We start from the raw sequence: 15,084 nt of genomic DNA on the forward strand, positions 1-15,084 counted from the left end.
GCAGCCGTTTGGTTTACAGGCGAATTGAGCCCGTTCCAAACAGGCCAATCAAGCCGATCACGATCAGGTAGATTGCCACGATGTAATTCAGAAGGCGAGGAACCAGCAGGATAAGAATACCGGCAATAAGGGAGACAATAGGCGCGATGCTGTGTGAAAGATTCATGGTGTTTCCTTTGTTTTAATAACCGCCTCACCTCAGTCTCCCTCCGGTACCGAAGTTTTCTTGCAGTGGGCAGTCTGCCGACTTTAGCAGTTGAACGCGACAGCACTGTAGGACGACAGGAAGAGTTGTGAAGATCGACGGACCAGCCAATGCTGCGGGGTCGTGAATACGCAACCGGCAACCGGCTAAGCAGGGGTCCCCCTAGAGCTTTTCAGTCTCGCCTGAATGCGGCTGCCACTTCATCAGTCGTTTTTCAAGCTTGCCCACAATGCCGTCGAGCACCAAAGCAAAAGCAGTGAGAACCACGATGCCGGCAAACACTGTATTCACATCGAAGGTGCCCTCAGCCTGCAAGATGAGATAGCCCACCCCGCGCGCCGAGCCAAGATATTCACCCACTACCGCCCCCACAAACGCCAAGCCCACGGACGTGTGCAAGCTGGAGAACACCCAGCTGGTCGCGCTAGGCAGGTAGACGGTACGCAGGAGTTGCCGCTGGTTGGCTCCCAGCATGCGGGCGTTAGCCAGTACCACCGGGCTGACTTCCTTGACCCCCTGGTAGACATTAAAAAACGCAATGAAAAAGACCAGCGTGACAGCCAGCGCCACTTTGCTCCAAATGCCCAAGCCCAACCAGAGCGAAAAGATTGGGGCCAGAATCACTCTGGGCATGGCATTAGCGGCTTTGATGTAGGGGTCAAGGATGGCACTCGCTGTGCTCGCCAATGCCAGCCACAGGCCGACACCCAATCCAAGCAGCGTGCCAATCCCGAAGGCCAGCACGGTTTCCAGCAAGGTGGTGCCCAGGTGAAGGTAAATATCGGCATTGCCCGGCAGCCCCTCCGGAAAGAGGCGGCTCTCGCCAAAACCGAAGGGCATGAACCAGCTCCAGACGCGGCCGAACACCTGGATTGGCTCGCCCATAAAAAAGGCAACTTTCTGGTCCCGCGAAGCCAGGTGCCAACCCACCAGTATGGCCACCAACAATCCCGCCTGCCAAACGCGCAAATTATTTCCGGAGGGTTTGGGAAAGTGCGCCATGCTACGCGCCCTTCGCCAGTTGCTGTGCATAGCCCTTAAGCACTTCATCGCGCAGGACATTCCATATCTGCGTATGGAGCTTCACAAAGCGCGGCTCGTTTCGGATTTCGGCAACATCACGCGGACGCGGCAGGTCAACGGTAAATTCGCCGATGACCTGCGTGCCTGGGCCGGCGGAGAGCACCACCACGCGGTCACTCATGGCAATTGCTTCGTCCAGATCGTGCGTAATGAAGAGCACCGCTTTCTTTTTGTCGGCCCACAAGTCCAGCACTTCATTTTCCATAAGCTGGCGCGTTTGGATGTCCAGCGCGCTGAAAGGCTCATCCATCAGGATTAAGTCGGGGTCGAGTGCCAAGACCTGCGCCAGCGCCGCCCGCTTGCGCATGCCGCCCGAGAGCTGATGAGGGTAGCGGGCACCGAATTCACCGAGCCCGACACGCTCCAGCCAGGCCTGTGCCTGGGCGTGGGCCGCACTTTCGGAAACGCCACGGTATTGCAAACCCATCATGACGTTGCCGATAGCACTGCGCCACGGCATCAACGCTTCACTTTGAAACATGTAGCCTGCCCGCCTATTGATGCCGTGCAGTGGCTCGCCAAACACCCTCACCTCGCCGGAAGAAGGCTCAAGCAGACCCGCGCCGATATTAAGCAGTGTGGACTTACCGCAACCCGTTGGGCCGACCACCGACACAAACTCACCCGCGTTAATGCGCAGCGTCGTGTTGCTGACGGCTGTATAGCGGTGACCAGGGTCGTCCCGCGACCGGAAAGTGCAGGTGATATCGAGCAACTCAAGCGCATAACCGTTGTGCCTAGCGGTAAGAGAAGCTGGCACGCTCACGCCTTGAATCGCTCTTTCGCGAGGCGTGCGAACTCGTTGGTGTAGGTTTTAGCCATATCAATCTTGTCGACTTTGATGCTCGGATCAAAGCTGGCGAGAGCTTTCACGGCCGTGCGAACGCCATCGTCGGGGATGATTCCGTCAAGCGACATCGACTCGTGCACTTTGTTGAACGAAGCAAGGTACAGCGCGCGATCGCCCAGCAGGTAGCTTTCTGGCACCGCCTTGATAATGTCCCCCGGACCGGCAGTCTGCATCCACTTGAGGCCATGAACAATGGCATTGGCCAGCGCCTGGCAAGTGTTGGGATTCTTCTGAATGAACTCCGCTGGTGCATACAGGCAAGCCGCCGGCATCGGTCCGCCAAAAACTTCTATCGTGCCCTTCAGGGTACGCGTGTCGCTGATGATTTTGACCTCGCTCTTTTGCTCAAGCATGGTCATAACCGGATCGATATTGCTCAAGGCGTCAATCTGACCCGAACGCAACGCAGTGAGCGCGCCCGCTGCCGTCCCGACACCGATGAAGCTCACGTCGGTACTTTTCAAACCGCCACGCGACAACACCAGGTTGGCCATCATATTGGTGGATGAGCCAGGGGCTGACACCCCAATCCGCTTACCCCTCAGGTCGGCAATCGATTTGTAGTTAGGCATGGTCTTGGTTGAAACGCCAAACGCAATCTGCGGTGCCCTGCCCTGCAATACAAAAGCTTGGAATATCTGGTTTTTGGACTGCAGATTAATCGTGTGTTCAAAAGCCCCTGAACAGACATCCGCCGACCCTCCGACCACCGCTTGCAAGGCCCGCGCACCACCGGCAAAGTCGCTTATTTCAACGTCCAGGCCTTCCGCCTTGAAGTATCCAAGCTGTTCGGAAATCGTTAGCGGCAGGTAATAGAAAGAAGCCTTCCCACCGACCGAGAGTGCGATTTTGGTTTTTTCAAGCCTTGACTGCGCACGCAGTGCTGGCAGCGTTAGCGTCGCTGCAGTCAGCGCGATACCGCTAGCAAATAATCGACGCGATATAAAGGGGTGGGAGTTCATGCAGAGTACTCTCTGTTTTTTTCGATAGCATGAGCTTATAGGGGCGTCAAAAAAACCGCATCCGGGTCATCCCGCGCGGGTTTTTACTCAATGGTGGGGTGCTGTTACGGGCAGTTACTCCGTTAGCCACCAGCGTCTCAACGCAGCGCTAGCGATAGCCCGAAAAGAGAATGCCGATATTGACCAGCAGCGCCAGCGTCCAAAGTAATGATCGGGCTTTGGCCCAGTCTGCAACGTACATCATGATGTACGCAATGCGCAGCACGATAAACATCAAAGCCAGGATATCCAGCCTAGTCTGGTCCGCCTGTAGCAGGTGTGCAATGATGACGGCGGCAAAGAAAAAAGGCAGCGCCTCAAAGGTGTTTGCCTGGGCTGCGTTGGCTCTGGCGCGCCAGTCGGTCTGCCGCGCTAGCCAGCTCCGCGGGTTGTTGTTGTCGTAGCCGCCTTCGCGTGGAGAGGTGCTCATCATGCCGGACTTGGCGATCCCGGCACAAACAATCGGTAACAAAGCGGCGATCAGAACGCACCAGTAGGCAACGGTGAAATGTGCAAACGTCATGATGAAATCCTCCTAGATCTATTTTTTTTCAGCGACCAACAGCCCGCCCTCAAAGTAACTGGTCGCACGCTTTTAATGCTGTCGCCGTATCAGGCTACTCACCGTCGATCGACCAACGCGTGGGCAATGGTACCCAAATCCACATATTCGAGTTCACTGCCCACAGGCACGCCGCGCGCCAGGCGCGTCACCTGTACACCGCGGCTCTTCAGGGCCTGCGCGATCACATGGGCCGTGGCCTCGCCTTCGGCGGTGAAATTGGTCGCCAGAATCACTTCCTGCACTTCGCGCGCAGTTGTCGGCAGCAGTGCGCCGCGCTCATCCTTCGGCAGCACCCGATCAAACAGCTTTTGAAGACCAATCTCGTTGGGACCCACGCCGTCGAGCGGGCTGAGCTTGCCCATCAATACGAAGTACAGCCCCCTATAAGCCAGAGTGCGCTCCAGCGCCGCTTGGTCGGCGGGTGTTTCAACCACGCACAGCTTGCTGCGGTCGCGTTGCAGGTTTAGACAAGTAACGCAAATAGCCTGCTCAGTTAGCGTGTTGCACAAGGTGCAGTGCCCGACGCTGTTGACGGCGTGTTCGAGGGCGCGCGCAATTTGCAATGCGCCGGGCTTGTCGTGCTGCAGCAAATGAAAAGCCATGCGTGCCGCCGACTTTACCCCCACGCCCGGCAGCTTGCGCAACGCCTGCGTCAGGCCTTCTAGTGCATTGGAATCAGCCACAGGATTTATTGCCAGGTCGACCCAAAGACATTAGAAGGGAAATTTCATGCCGCCCGGCAATGCAGGCATGCCCGCAGTCAGTTTGCCCATTTTTTCCTGGCTAACTTCTTCAGCCTTGCGAACGGCGGCATTGAAAGCCGCCGCCACGAGGTCTTCAAGCATGTCTTTGTCATCCGCCAATAGGCTGGGGTCGATTTCGATGCGTTTGACGTCATGCTTGCAGGTCATTGTGACCTTGACGAGGCCCGCACCCGCTTCCGCAGTCACTTCCACAAAAGCCAACTCTTCCTGCGCTTTTTTCAGGTTGTCCTGCATCGACTGCGCCTGCTTCATAAGGCCGGCGAGTTGTCCTTTATTAAACATGATGATTCCTTTAAATTTCGATTTTAAAAACTGCTGTAGATCATATCGGCCCGACTGCCGAGTGAACATAGCGCGCTAGGAAGACACGCTCTTTATGCTACCCGGAACGATTTTGGCGCCCCAATCGCGAATCATGTCCACCACCAAGGGATCGGTGTGGATAAGCGCTTCAGCGGCTCGCTGTTTTTCGGTAAGCGCTATGCCGTTTCGCCGTGCTGGGGAATCCGTCACTTGCCCCACTTCCACCGACAGTTTGATCAAGGGGTCTCCCAACGCAAGTTGCAGCGCAGTCTGCAACCTTTCGCGGGCTGCGGGCTGACTCAATGACTCGCGCTCAACGCGCAAGGACCACACACCACCCTCCTGGCTGCATAGTTCGGACTGCAACGCCAGTTCGCGCGTGAGTGCAGCAATCGCTTCGGCGGCCGCAAGTTGGTTCACGATCTGGCTCCATGCGTCGCCGAGCCGCGAACTTTCTAAAGGGTCAGTCGCAGTCACGACCTCCGCCGGGGCGCCCTGCAGCGCTTCGGGAACTCGCTCGATTGCCGGTGCAGCCGCAGGTGCGCTGGCCCTGGCACTTTCGACCTGGCTCCGGACCGCCAATTCAGCCAGTGGCTTTTTTCCTGACACAGCGGCGCTCCCACCGGTAGCGATCTGTGCAGCTGGCGCCAGCGCCGTGGGCGCAAGCGCTCCCGAAGGCTTGAATGCCAGCAGGCGCAGCAGCACCATCGTTAAAGCGGCGTACTCGTCGGGCGCGAGACCCAGCTCGCCGCGGCCATGCAGGCACAGGCTATAAAGAAGTTGGGTTTCATCGGCAGGCAGGATATGGGCCAGCCGGGCCGTCTCGGCGATCTCGGGGTCAGCGTTATCGTCACCGCTAGCCATCTCTGGCACCGCCTGCAGCACCGCCATCCGCTGCAACACGGTCGTCATCTCTTCCAGCGTTGAGGCGGCGCTCAACCCATTGAGTCGCAGAATCTCAGAAGTCTCTACAACCGTCCGGCCATCGCCACGCGCCAACGCGTCCAGCAGGCGGAACACATAGCTGCGGTCTACGCTGCCCAGCATGGTGCGCACGCTCGCCTCATCCAACCGGCCCGAACCAAATGCAATCGCCTGATCCGTCAGAGACAGGGCATCGCGCATGGAACCGCGCGCTGCGCGGGCAAGCAGGCGCAAGGCCTGCGGATCAGCGGGTACGTTTTCGGTGTTCAACACCTGGGCCAGATGCTGAAGCACCGTCTCGGGCGCCATTGGCCGCAGGTTGAACTGCAAGCACCGCGACAGCACCGTGGCAGGAACTTTCTGCGGGTCGGTCGTGGCGAGTACGAATTTGAGGTATTCGGGCGGCTCTTCCAAGGTCTTGAGCATGGCGTTGAACGCCGTGTTCGTGAGCATGTGGACCTCATCAATCATGAAGACCTTGAAGCGACCCACCACCGGCTTGTAAACCGCTTGTTCAAGTAACTGCGCAATTTCATCCACACCGCGATTGGACGCGGCATCCAACTCGGTGTAGTCCACAAAGCGGCCGCTATCAATATCCCTGCAGGCCTGGCAAACACCGCAAGGCTCAGCCGTAATGTCGCCCTGTCCGCCAACGCCCGTGCAATTAAGGGACTTGGCCAAAATGCGCGATACGGTCGTCTTGCCAACGCCCCGGGTACCGGTAAAAAGGTAGGCATGGTGCAAGCGTTGGGTAGTGAGCGCGTTGACAAGTGCTTGCACCACATGCGACTGCCCCACCATTTCAGAGAAATTTCGGGGGCGGTATTTGCGGGCAAGAACTAGATAAGACATCCGGTCATTCTAGATTGGCTGGAGACCTGTTCCTGATGTCGGATGCTTCAACCGGGTGCTGCCGATGCCCAGGTTACGAACAACTCCTTTATAATTGTGAGTGACGGGCCTTCCCGCATGGTGAGGCGGCCAACCGGGTCAGATGGGGAACCAAGCAGCCCTAACTGCGGAGCCAGTGCCGGGGTCAAGGTCCGTCACCTTATTTCAAGCAAAGCGTAAGCTGGCGTAGGTTTTCGTCCAGTCCGTTTTCGCGATTTATTGGTGTGTGTGTTGGTTCAACGCACCATTGCGGTAGCACCTCACCGACCGAAAAGTCAAAATCGCGTTGACTTTGTCGAAAAATCAACAGAGGTGCGGCGCTTTACTCAATCACCGCCTACCCCAGCTGTTCACAAAGACTCATATTGGTCGACAAGGCGTTGTAGCAATCACAGCACTTGACGTCAAGGATCGCAAACGGCGTCCTTCGAAGGCGGGAACCGATTAGCCTTGGTGTGTGCGGACGGGGCTAACGCCTGTCCCAGAGCCTAATCGGCAAGGTCCTGAAAAACCATGGATAACGCCAATGTACCGGCTTCTCGCTGTGTGATAGCGTTACCCAACTCAACGCAATCAAAGATTTCAAGTTATGACTACTGACTTTCAGTCTAAAGAATCCGCTGCAGAAACGGCGGTCTATGCCAAAGTCACCTGGCGCCTGGTCCCCTTTCTTTTTCTCTGCTACATCGTGGCGTACCTTGATCGCGTGAATGTCGGCTTTGCGAAGCTGCAGATGCTGTCTGATTTGAAATTCAGCGAATCGGTTTACGGCTTTGGAGCCGGCATATTCTTTATCGGGTATTTCTTGTTCGAGGTACCCAGCAACATCATTCTGCAGAAAGTGGGTGCTCGACTCTGGATTGCCCGAATCATGATCAGTTGGGGGGTCATCTCTGGCGCGATGATGTTCGTGACTTCCGAGTGGACCTTTTACGTCATGCGTTTCCTGCTCGGTTTAGCTGAAGCGGGATTTTTCCCCGGCATCATCCTGTATTTGACCTACTGGTATCCCTCTGAAAGGCGCGGCAAGATCACGGCGCTGTTCATGACCGCTGTGCCCTTGTCAGGGGTCATCGGTGGCCCATTGTCTGGTTGGATACTCCAAAACATGGCAGGCACCCTAGGCTACGCCGCCTGGCAGTGGCTGTTCCTGATTGAGGCGATCCCTGCGTTGGTCATGGGCTTGCTGGTAATCACCTACCTTAGCGACGGTATCGTACAAGCGCCCTGGCTGACCGAGAACGAGAAAATTTTGATGCAGAAGCGCATCAAAATCGACAGTGAACATAAAGAGGATCACTCGTTACGCCAAGTGTTTGCCAATGCTCGAATTTGGCTTTTTGCGCTTATCTACTTTTGTTTTGTGATGGGTTTGTACGGTATTGGCTTTTGGTTGCCGACCATCATCAAGTCAATGGGCATCATCGGCACATTCAACATTGGACTGCTCTCGGCGGTGCCTTATGCGATTGCGGTGGTTGGCATGGTGTTGGTTAGCCGCAGTTCTGACCGGCAAAGAGAGCGGCGGTGGCACGTCGCGATTCCGGCAAGTCTGGGCGCTGTCGGTCTGATATTCAGTGCCGTGTTTGCGAGCAATACGCTGTTGGCCATGGCGGCGCTGAGCTTGGGAACCTTCGGGATCATGACGTCATTACCGTTGTTTTGGAGTCTCCCAACGGCCTATCTGCGCGGCACTGCGGCCGCGGCGGGAATTGCGCTGATTAATTCTTTGGGCAATCTGGCGGGCTTTGTAAGTCCCTATCTGATTGGGCTGATTAAAGACAGGACGCATAGCACCGACGCCGGCATGTATCTGCTTGCTGGGTCCTTGGTTCTGGGTGCATTATTGACGTTGAGCATTCCGGCCAAGTCGGTAAATCGCTGACCCGGACACCGATCCCGAGTGAGCTTTTTTCCCATTTAGTCCGCTGGCGCGCATCAGCATCGCCAGCAGGCCCGCTGCAACCTCTTATTTGACGCAGTGCTCTGCACTACCTCCGCAGTTTCGCGGGGCATACTTGCCGTGGCCGTGCTCAGGCCAGCCGCTGCGGCCGTCGGTGAGCCGATCCCTTGGGAATCGCGCCGGGCTGGTCGAAAGCTAGGCGTCGTATCCCGGATTGGGTTGGACACTCGCAAGTTTCGGCGTGTTCAGTTGACGTGGTGCCACCTTGCCGCCACGCGCCTTCAGCCAAGTTTCCACGACATCCCAGACCAGCGGGTTGTTGGCGGTTTTGGCTTCCTCCGCGACCGGCGCCCAGCCTGCCACCTTGTATTTTTTACCGGCCTCAATCGGCTGACCATTCAGGCGCATATCGTCGATGCGTTTGCCCATAGAGGCGGTCGGGTCGCAACTGTATTGCAGGCCCCCCACGCGTACCATGTCACCGCCCTGCTGGTAGTAAGGATCTGGGTTGAACAGGTTGTCGCAGACGTCTTCGAGCACCGTCTTGATGGTTTCGCCGGTCATGTCGGTGACGGTCGCATAGGAGTAGGTCGTGGCCGTCATGTCCATCAGCCATTCGCGGGTGATCGCCTGGCCCGGCAACAGCGTGGTGCCCCAGCGGAAGCCTGGAGAAAAAGCTATTTCCGCGCCCTGCACATCCATCAGTGCATCAACCAGCAATTGATCGCCGGTACCGTTGAAGTTGCCACGGCGATACAACATCCCCTCGGTCACGGCCAGCTTTTCAGCCAGCTTGGCTTCATAAGGTCCACGAACCTTTGTGATGAGCGCTTCCATCGCCTGGTCGGCAGGCAGCATGTTGGCGAATACCGGCAACAGCTTGTAGCGGAAGTCCACCACCTTCTTTTCCTTGACGTCGAAATCCAGTACCCCCAAAAACTTGCTGTTAGAGCCGGCGTTGGTCACGATGGTCTTGCCGCCCTTATTGGCCACCAGCGTGGCGACGGGCATGCCGTCGTGGGTATGGCCACCCATAATCGAATCGATGCCACTGACACGGCTGGCCATTTTGAGGTCCACGTCCATGCCGTTGTGGCTTAAAACGACGACGACCTGCGCGCCCTTGCTGCGCACTTCGTCCACCATTTTTTGCATGTTCTCATCCTGAATACCAAAGGCCCAGTCGGCCACCATATAGCGCGGGTTGGCAATCGGCGTGTACGGAAAGGCCTGGCCGATGATGGCGCAAGGTACGCCATTGATCTCGCGAATCACATACGGCTTGAACACCGGGTCACCGAAGTCATTGGTCTTGACGTTCTGGGCCACGAAATCCACCTTGCCCTTGAAGTCTTTTTCAATGATTTCCTTAACACGCTCCATGCCCAAGGTAAATTCCCAATGCCCGGTCATCACATCTACGCCCAGCAGCTTGCAGGCATCCACCATATCCTGCCCGTTGGTCCACAGCGCCGTGCCGGAACCCTGCCAGGTATCGCCACCATCGAGCAGCAACGCCCCGGGTCGACTGGCCTTCATTCGTTTGACCAGCGTGGCCAAGTGAGCGAAGCCGCCGACCTTGCCGTATCGCGTAGCCGCTTTTTCGTAATCGAGGTAAGTCAGCGCATGGGCCTCCGCCGTGCCGGGGCGCACCTTGGCCACCTTGAGCAAATGCTCGCCAACCAAGTGGGGAAAGTTGCCTTTCATTGATCCCAGTCCAATGTTAATGCTGGGTTCCCGAAAGTAAATTGGCTTGAGCTGTGCGTGGCAATCGGTCATGTGGAGAAAAGACACGTTGCCAAACTTCGGGATGTCGTACAACCCGTCGGTTGCCGTGGCCGCATCAGCCTCTGCGTAACGTCCCAAACCCATCCCGGCCATGGTACCCGCGCCCAGCACCTGAAAGAATTCGCGTTTGGTTAAATTCATAAATTCGAAATCATTGAATTAAAAAATTAAAAAATTCACACAATGAGTGGACCTATAAGGTCATACCAGCCTACTGATTGACGGGCGATTTCGGATCCAGCAGCAGGGCGACGATGTGGCGTATCTGAGTTTCAGTCAGGATCCCCATGTGCCCCGCACGCGGCATGTTAGAGCAGGCGTTATAGGCCTTGCTGTTCCATATCTTGCCCCAGGTGTATTCCACCATTGGCTTGGCCGCTGCGCTGTCGGGGTCTGTGACGCCGCGAAGTTTTGCGTAGTTGTACAAGCTTGGGCCGATGGTGCCGAAAGAAATCTCTTCCTTGGTAATTTGATGACAGTTGTAGCAGTTGCCACCATTGGGTGTTTTCGCGTCGTCCGTCCAGGTCAGACCTCGACCGCTTTGTGCGATTTTTTCCCCCTCCTTCCAATCACCAAGGAAGTTGCCATCAGAGGGCCATTTGACGGTTTTGAAGTTAACCGCCTCGATCGCTCTGGCCGTGCTTTCATCCAACGGTTTACCGGCAACATCCGCTGCGCTGCAGACCTGGTCGGTCTTATCAGTGTCTAGGACGGACACCTTGACGATGCCTTTGTCCCGAAACGAAGCCTTGACGATGTCGGCTGTCAGTTTGTCAAGATCGCTTGCGTTCATACCAGTTGCACACCCGGCCACCAGAGCGGTGGCGGCCAGAGCCAACAGCGTGATTTTGTGTTGATTTTTCATCGCGATTTCCCGCTGCTTAGCGTTTGATGGCCGGCGCAATGGACGCCGACCCCTTCGTGTTGACACCGAGGTACACGCCGAGCGCAATGGTGGCATCGCTGGCGAAGCCGGGGTAGGGAAAGCGCTGCTGGCGGTAGCAGTCGTTGAGACGCTGCTGCATACCCCACATCTGCCCATTGGAGACGCGGTAGGCAGGCCAGGCCGCGAAACCGACACCGTCGCCGGGATTTTTGGTCAGGTTGGGTAAATCCTGCAGGCGAATACGCGTGTTGTCCTGCCCGTGGCAGCTCGCACACGAAAAGTCATGCGGACCAGCACGCTGAAAGAAGAGGCGTTTACCCACTTCGTAGAACACCTTTTCTTGGGGATGGCTTTGGGGCAGGTCAAATTTCAGGTCCTTGGACTCGCCCGAAATCCAGGTAGCCAGTGCCGTGACATTTTTCTGCTCCCCCTCACCAAACGGAGTTTTTGCAATCTCGGCCGCATTAAAGCCCTGCTGAGTCTCCATGCACGTCAGCAGGCGAGACTCCAGGTCTTGCACCCGCTTCGTGTCAGAGAAATAACGCGGCAGTTCCACGAAAACGCCTTTGACCACACCGGGACCTTTGCCCAAGTCGCACTGTTCGAGTGATCCCTTCCTGGGTCCGCGCTTTTGCTTCCATAGCGCTTCGCCCTTGGCCTCAAATAGCTCGGCCGGGTTGCCATCTTGCAGCATGGCGCGGTATTCTTCAATCGATTGAACCGCCGATTTTTGAGCCCAGGTCGGCGTAGTTACCAGGCACCAAAGCGCGATCAGCAACAGTGCTTTTGGGATCCTCATAGTCACCTCGTGCTTGTGTTGTAGTCAGAAAAAAATAGTCAGGACACCGTGGCTTCGTCGGTCCGGGTGTCCCCCCTGGTGTCTTTCCAGGTTATGGCGATTTTGTCGCCCGCCTTGGCGCCCTTCAGCACAAACTGCAGGAATGGGTTTTTTGAAACTGCCGGCCCCCACTCTGCGGCCAGAACGGCCTTGCCGTTGTGGCTGGCGGTGACTTCCTGGATGTACCAGGCCGGAACGATTTTGCCTGCAGCGTCTTTGCGCTGGCCGCTTTCCATTTCATGCGCCATGAGCACGCGAACGGTGGTTTTATCGCCCGCTGCCTGGGCGCGAATACGCATCGGATCTGCCATTTTTAGCTCCTAATATGAATTGAATTTCTGTCTGTTACGAGGTGATCAATTAACCGCCGCAGCCGCCGAGCGTGACCTTGACTTCTTTCTTGGCGTATAAAACCTTGCCATCTCCCATCAGGGCTACGGCGTATACGTCAGAAGATTGACCCATCTTGGCGCGGGTCGAAAATGCGGACTCGATACTGTCCGTCATATTGAACAGGGCGATGAGCGCGGCCGGGTTCTTTTCCACCAATATAAGCAGGCGCTTGACGCCAGGCAGCGTCGTGCTGACGGCCAGCGGAACCACCGCACCGTTTTCGGCGATGTCGGGACCGGTGATCGTGACGTCCTTGCTTTCAGTCAATGGGCCGGCACCGAGCGCCTTGAGCGCATCCTGCACGCCCTTGGCTTCGAAGGCGTCCTTATTGAGCGCAAAAGCAAACTGCGGGAATAGCCCGGTGGAGGCCAAAAGCCCAGCCACTACAGCGGTTTTTTTAAGTGCTTGTCTGCGTGAGTGCATGCATTTTCTCCTAATAGTTAAGTTAATACTAATAAAGTTATAGAAGCAAACCAGTGGTGTAATCCCTGATCGTTATTTCGCGGCTCCGGCAGCCAGCCAAGAGGCAATGACTTTGGCGTCGACATCCGCAAGCGACTGCGCCGGCATTGGAATCGGTCCCCACACTCCCGTACCACCCGACTTGATCTTGCCCACCAAATAGTCCGCCTGACCGGGATACTTCTTGGCAATATCCGCAAAGCTCGGGCCCAGGATCTTTCTGTCAACCGCGTGACAAGCCGCGCAACTGTTCTTCTGCGTCAGCGCCTGAGCAATCTTGCTGTCTTGCCCACCCGCAGCCGTCTGCGCGATCACAACCGGAACGAGCGCCGCTGCACTCGACACCGGGCCCTTGTTTTCCGGCCGTGTTGTATCCGCCCCGTGCTGGGCGCCCACCGTGCGATTTTGCTGCGCCAGGTTGCCATGGGCATTGCGCGCAAAATCCGGCAAAAAGGAGGTCACCGTGAACTCCGTTGCACAGTCTTTCATGCAGGCTGTGTTTTTGACGTCAGGCGCCTTGGTGCCATGAAACTCGTTGCCCGGCCACAGTGCATGCTCAGTCGTCATGCCATTGCGGTTCGGCATGCGGGCCTGCACTTCTGCAATATTTTTATCCGATAACGTAAAGTTATCCGGCACCACGCCGGCCAGATTCAACAGGAATGCCGTGACTGAATACACCTCGTCCGTGCTCAATGATTTGGGTTGGGTCCAGGGCATGGCGCGGTGAATGTAGTCCCACAACGTGGAGAGAGTCGCCACTTTCATGATCGTCGTACGACCAGCCGTTGAATCCTTCAGCTTGGCCACCCGCCCGGTTTTGATGTCGTCAGCCGTGGTGCCGCCGATCAAGGGGCTGAACACTTCATTCGAATCACCAAAGACGCCGTGACATTGGGCGCACTTGCCCTCCCACACGTCCTGCCCCTTGGACACGGACCCCGAGCCCACGGGCAAGCCCTTGAAGTCGGGGCGCACGTCAATGTCCCAAGCTGCGACTTCCTTGGGAGTCGCCGTACGGCCAAGACCCGGGTACAGTACCCCGCTCTGCGCCGCCACAAAGCTGGTGCCAGCCATGACCGCGGCTGCGACGGCTGCGTTACGAAAGCTGAACATTTTTCACCTCGCCGTTTTCCTGAACGAGCCACGATTGAATGGCGTTGTTGTGATAGATCGAACGCGTACCGCGCACGGCCCGTAATTGCTTGTAGGTGGGCTGCACATAGCCGGTATCGTCCGTTGCACGACTCTGGATCAGGGCCGGTTTACCGTCCCAAACCCAATCGATATTGAAGCGTGTAAGCGCTTTGGACAGCACCGGTGTTTCAAGCCGGGCCTGGCGCCAGTTGCGGCCGCCATCCACGGACACGTCAACCTTCTTGACCTTGCCTTTTCCCGACCAGGCCAGGCCGGTGATGTTGTAGAAACCTTTGTCGAGCAGCACTTGTCCGCCGGAAGGCGTGGTGACCACGCTCTTGCACTCCTGCAGGTTGGCGTACTGGCGTTCCAAGCCGCTGGGCTGCAAGTCAATGTAGTGAATGGCCTCGTCCTTGGTAGCGTAGGGCTGGTCTCCCACCTTGATACGACGCAGGTACTTTACCCAGCTCACGCCCTGCACGCCAGGCACGACAAGGCGCAGTGGATAGCCGTTTTCGGGACGCAGCATCTCGCCGTTCTGACCGTAAGCCACGACGACTTCCCCGGACGTGATCAGACTCATCGGGATAGTCCGCGTCATGGACGATCCATCACCGCCCTCGGCCAGCACAAACTTGCCATTTTTGAGATCGGCCCCCGCCAGTTCCAACAGCGTGATCAGCGGCACGCCGGTGAACTCGCTACAGGAAAGCATGCCGTGCGTGTACTGGCAGGTTGGAACCGCCACATTACCCCACTCGGCGGCCGTGTTGGCACCGCATTCGATGAAATGAAAGCGCGAGACGGAGGGCAGCCGCATCATCTCATCCATCGTGAAGACCTTAGGCGTCTTGACCATGCCGTTGATCATGAAGCGGTGTTTGGAGGGGTCGATGTCCCACCAACCCTGGTGATGGCGCTCGAAGTGCAAGCCGCTTGGCGTGACGATACCGAACAGCGACTGCAGCGGCGCAAAGGACACGGAAGCCTGGGTGGTTTGCGTCAGACCCGGGCTTTGGCGGCGCTGGACATTGGTCTCGAATTTGGAAGGTTTGCCGTAACTCCCTTCAGCCGACACCCCCTGACCC

The 15,084-nt window shown here is 57.0% G+C and carries 16 protein-coding genes and 1 other RNA gene; 2 read left to right on the forward strand and 15 right to left on the reverse strand.

Annotated elements, in window-relative coordinates:
• Positions 1-13 precede the first annotated feature (13 nt).
• From HHJ16_RS09250 to dnaX, 8 genes are all read right to left on the reverse strand, one after another.
• Positions 14-166 (reverse strand): DUF3096 domain-containing protein, encoded by a 153-nt coding sequence (locus tag HHJ16_RS09250; RefSeq protein ID WP_293642331.1) that lies wholly within the window; start codon positions 164-166, stop codon positions 14-16.
• Between the two features lie 201 nt (positions 167-367).
• Complete coding sequence (locus tag HHJ16_RS09255; RefSeq protein WP_293642332.1) at positions 368-1,207, reverse strand: ABC transporter permease; 840 nt, start codon at positions 1,205-1,207, stop codon at positions 368-370.
• Position 1,208: 1 nt separating this feature from the next.
• Positions 1,209-2,048 (reverse strand): ABC transporter ATP-binding protein, encoded by an 840-nt coding sequence (locus HHJ16_RS09260; protein WP_293642333.1) that lies wholly within the window; start codon positions 2,046-2,048, stop codon positions 1,209-1,211.
• A gap of 2 nt (positions 2,049-2,050) precedes the next feature.
• The gene (locus HHJ16_RS09265; RefSeq protein WP_293642334.1) at positions 2,051-3,100 is read right to left on the reverse strand and encodes an ABC transporter substrate-binding protein; all 1,050 of its coding nucleotides are present in this window, start codon (positions 3,098-3,100) and stop codon (positions 2,051-2,053) included.
• Between the two features lie 148 nt (positions 3,101-3,248).
• Positions 3,249-3,662 (reverse strand): MAPEG family protein, encoded by a 414-nt coding sequence (locus tag HHJ16_RS09270; RefSeq protein ID WP_293642336.1) that lies wholly within the window; start codon positions 3,660-3,662, stop codon positions 3,249-3,251.
• Between the two features lie 98 nt (positions 3,663-3,760).
• Complete coding sequence (gene recR, locus HHJ16_RS09275) at positions 3,761-4,387, reverse strand: recombination mediator RecR (protein ID WP_293642338.1); 627 nt, start codon at positions 4,385-4,387, stop codon at positions 3,761-3,763.
• A 30-nt stretch (positions 4,388-4,417) separates the two neighbouring features.
• Positions 4,418-4,750, reverse strand: coding sequence for a YbaB/EbfC family nucleoid-associated protein (locus HHJ16_RS09280; RefSeq protein ID WP_293642340.1), 333 nt, complete (start codon positions 4,748-4,750; stop codon positions 4,418-4,420).
• Between the two features lie 75 nt (positions 4,751-4,825).
• Positions 4,826-6,550, reverse strand: a complete 1,725-nt coding sequence (gene dnaX / locus HHJ16_RS09285) for a DNA polymerase III subunit gamma/tau (protein ID WP_293642342.1) — start codon at positions 6,548-6,550, stop codon at positions 4,826-4,828.
• A 102-nt stretch (positions 6,551-6,652) separates the two neighbouring features.
• On the opposite strand from dnaX, the gene ffs reads away from it, so the two are divergent.
• Both ffs and HHJ16_RS09295 read left to right on the forward strand, forming a co-directional pair.
• Positions 6,653-6,749: signal recognition particle sRNA small type (gene ffs, locus HHJ16_RS09290), an RNA gene on the forward strand.
• A 429-nt stretch (positions 6,750-7,178) separates the two neighbouring features.
• Positions 7,179-8,474, forward strand: coding sequence for an MFS transporter (locus HHJ16_RS09295; RefSeq protein ID WP_293642344.1), 1,296 nt, complete (start codon positions 7,179-7,181; stop codon positions 8,472-8,474).
• A gap of 213 nt (positions 8,475-8,687) precedes the next feature.
• Here the strand turns inward: HHJ16_RS09295 and soxB are convergent, their stop codons facing one another.
• From soxB to soxC, 7 genes are all read right to left on the reverse strand, one after another.
• Positions 8,688-10,421, reverse strand: a complete 1,734-nt coding sequence (gene soxB, locus HHJ16_RS09300) for a thiosulfohydrolase SoxB (RefSeq protein ID WP_293642345.1) — start codon at positions 10,419-10,421, stop codon at positions 8,688-8,690.
• A 70-nt stretch (positions 10,422-10,491) separates the two neighbouring features.
• Positions 10,492-11,145 (reverse strand): sulfur oxidation c-type cytochrome SoxX, encoded by a 654-nt coding sequence (gene soxX, locus HHJ16_RS09305; protein ID WP_293642346.1) that lies wholly within the window; start codon positions 11,143-11,145, stop codon positions 10,492-10,494.
• 16 nt (positions 11,146-11,161) lie between these two features.
• Complete coding sequence (soxA, locus tag HHJ16_RS09310) at positions 11,162-11,860, reverse strand: sulfur oxidation c-type cytochrome SoxA (RefSeq protein ID WP_293642352.1); 699 nt, start codon at positions 11,858-11,860, stop codon at positions 11,162-11,164.
• A gap of 143 nt (positions 11,861-12,003) precedes the next feature.
• A complete protein-coding gene (soxZ, locus tag HHJ16_RS09315) occupies positions 12,004-12,315 on the reverse strand; it encodes a thiosulfate oxidation carrier complex protein SoxZ (RefSeq protein ID WP_293642347.1) in 312 nt (103 codons plus the stop codon).
• A 49-nt stretch (positions 12,316-12,364) separates the two neighbouring features.
• Positions 12,365-12,820 carry a thiosulfate oxidation carrier protein SoxY gene (gene soxY / locus HHJ16_RS09320; protein WP_293642348.1) on the reverse strand — a complete coding sequence of 152 codons (456 nt, stop codon included), beginning with the start codon at positions 12,818-12,820 and terminating at the stop codon, positions 12,365-12,367.
• Between the two features lie 72 nt (positions 12,821-12,892).
• Entirely contained in the window at positions 12,893-13,936 is a 1,044-nt protein-coding gene (locus HHJ16_RS09325; RefSeq protein ID WP_293642353.1) for a c-type cytochrome, read from the reverse strand.
• Positions 13,937-13,958: 22 nt separating this feature from the next.
• A partial coding sequence (soxC, locus tag HHJ16_RS09330; protein WP_293642351.1) for a sulfite dehydrogenase occupies positions 13,959-15,084 on the reverse strand: 1,126 nt, incomplete at its 5' end.

Origin of the sequence: Polaromonas sp., from assembly GCF_012927485.1 — a bacterium.
In the GTDB taxonomy this organism is placed as follows: Bacteria; Pseudomonadota; Gammaproteobacteria; order Burkholderiales; family Burkholderiaceae_C; genus Polaromonas.

What these genes read in the sequence shown, in the direction of transcription:
- HHJ16_RS09250 (WP_293642331.1), bottom strand. Translation starts at nt 166, where the DNA reads ATGAATCTTTCACACAGCATCGCGCCTATTGTCTCCCTTATTGCCGGT.
- HHJ16_RS09255 (WP_293642332.1), bottom strand. Translation starts at nt 1,207, where the DNA reads ATGGCGCACTTTCCCAAACCCTCCGGAAATAATTTGCGCGTTTGGCAG.
- HHJ16_RS09265 (WP_293642334.1), bottom strand. Translation starts at nt 3,100, where the DNA reads ATGAACTCCCACCCCTTTATATCGCGTCGATTATTTGCTAGCGGTATC.
- HHJ16_RS09270 (WP_293642336.1), bottom strand. Translation starts at nt 3,662, where the DNA reads ATGACGTTTGCACATTTCACCGTTGCCTACTGGTGCGTTCTGATCGCC.
- HHJ16_RS09280 (WP_293642340.1), bottom strand. Translation starts at nt 4,750, where the DNA reads ATGTTTAATAAAGGACAACTCGCCGGCCTTATGAAGCAGGCGCAGTCG.
- dnaX (WP_293642342.1), bottom strand. Translation starts at nt 6,550, where the DNA reads ATGTCTTATCTAGTTCTTGCCCGCAAATACCGCCCCCGAAATTTCTCT.
- HHJ16_RS09295 (WP_293642344.1), top strand. Translation starts at nt 7,179, where the DNA reads ATGACTACTGACTTTCAGTCTAAAGAATCCGCTGCAGAAACGGCGGTC.
- soxB (WP_293642345.1), bottom strand. Translation starts at nt 10,421, where the DNA reads ATGAATTTAACCAAACGCGAATTCTTTCAGGTGCTGGGCGCGGGTACC.
- soxX (WP_293642346.1), bottom strand. Translation starts at nt 11,145, where the DNA reads ATGAAAAATCAACACAAAATCACGCTGTTGGCTCTGGCCGCCACCGCT.
- soxA (WP_293642352.1), bottom strand. Translation starts at nt 11,860, where the DNA reads ATGCTGCAAGATGGCAACCCGGCCGAGCTATTTGAGGCCAAGGGCGAA.
- soxZ (WP_293642347.1), bottom strand. Translation starts at nt 12,315, where the DNA reads ATGGCAGATCCGATGCGTATTCGCGCCCAGGCAGCGGGCGATAAAACC.
- soxY (WP_293642348.1), bottom strand. Translation starts at nt 12,820, where the DNA reads ATGCACTCACGCAGACAAGCACTTAAAAAAACCGCTGTAGTGGCTGGG.
- HHJ16_RS09325 (WP_293642353.1), bottom strand. Translation starts at nt 13,936, where the DNA reads ATGGCTGGCACCAGCTTTGTGGCGGCGCAGAGCGGGGTACTGTACCCG.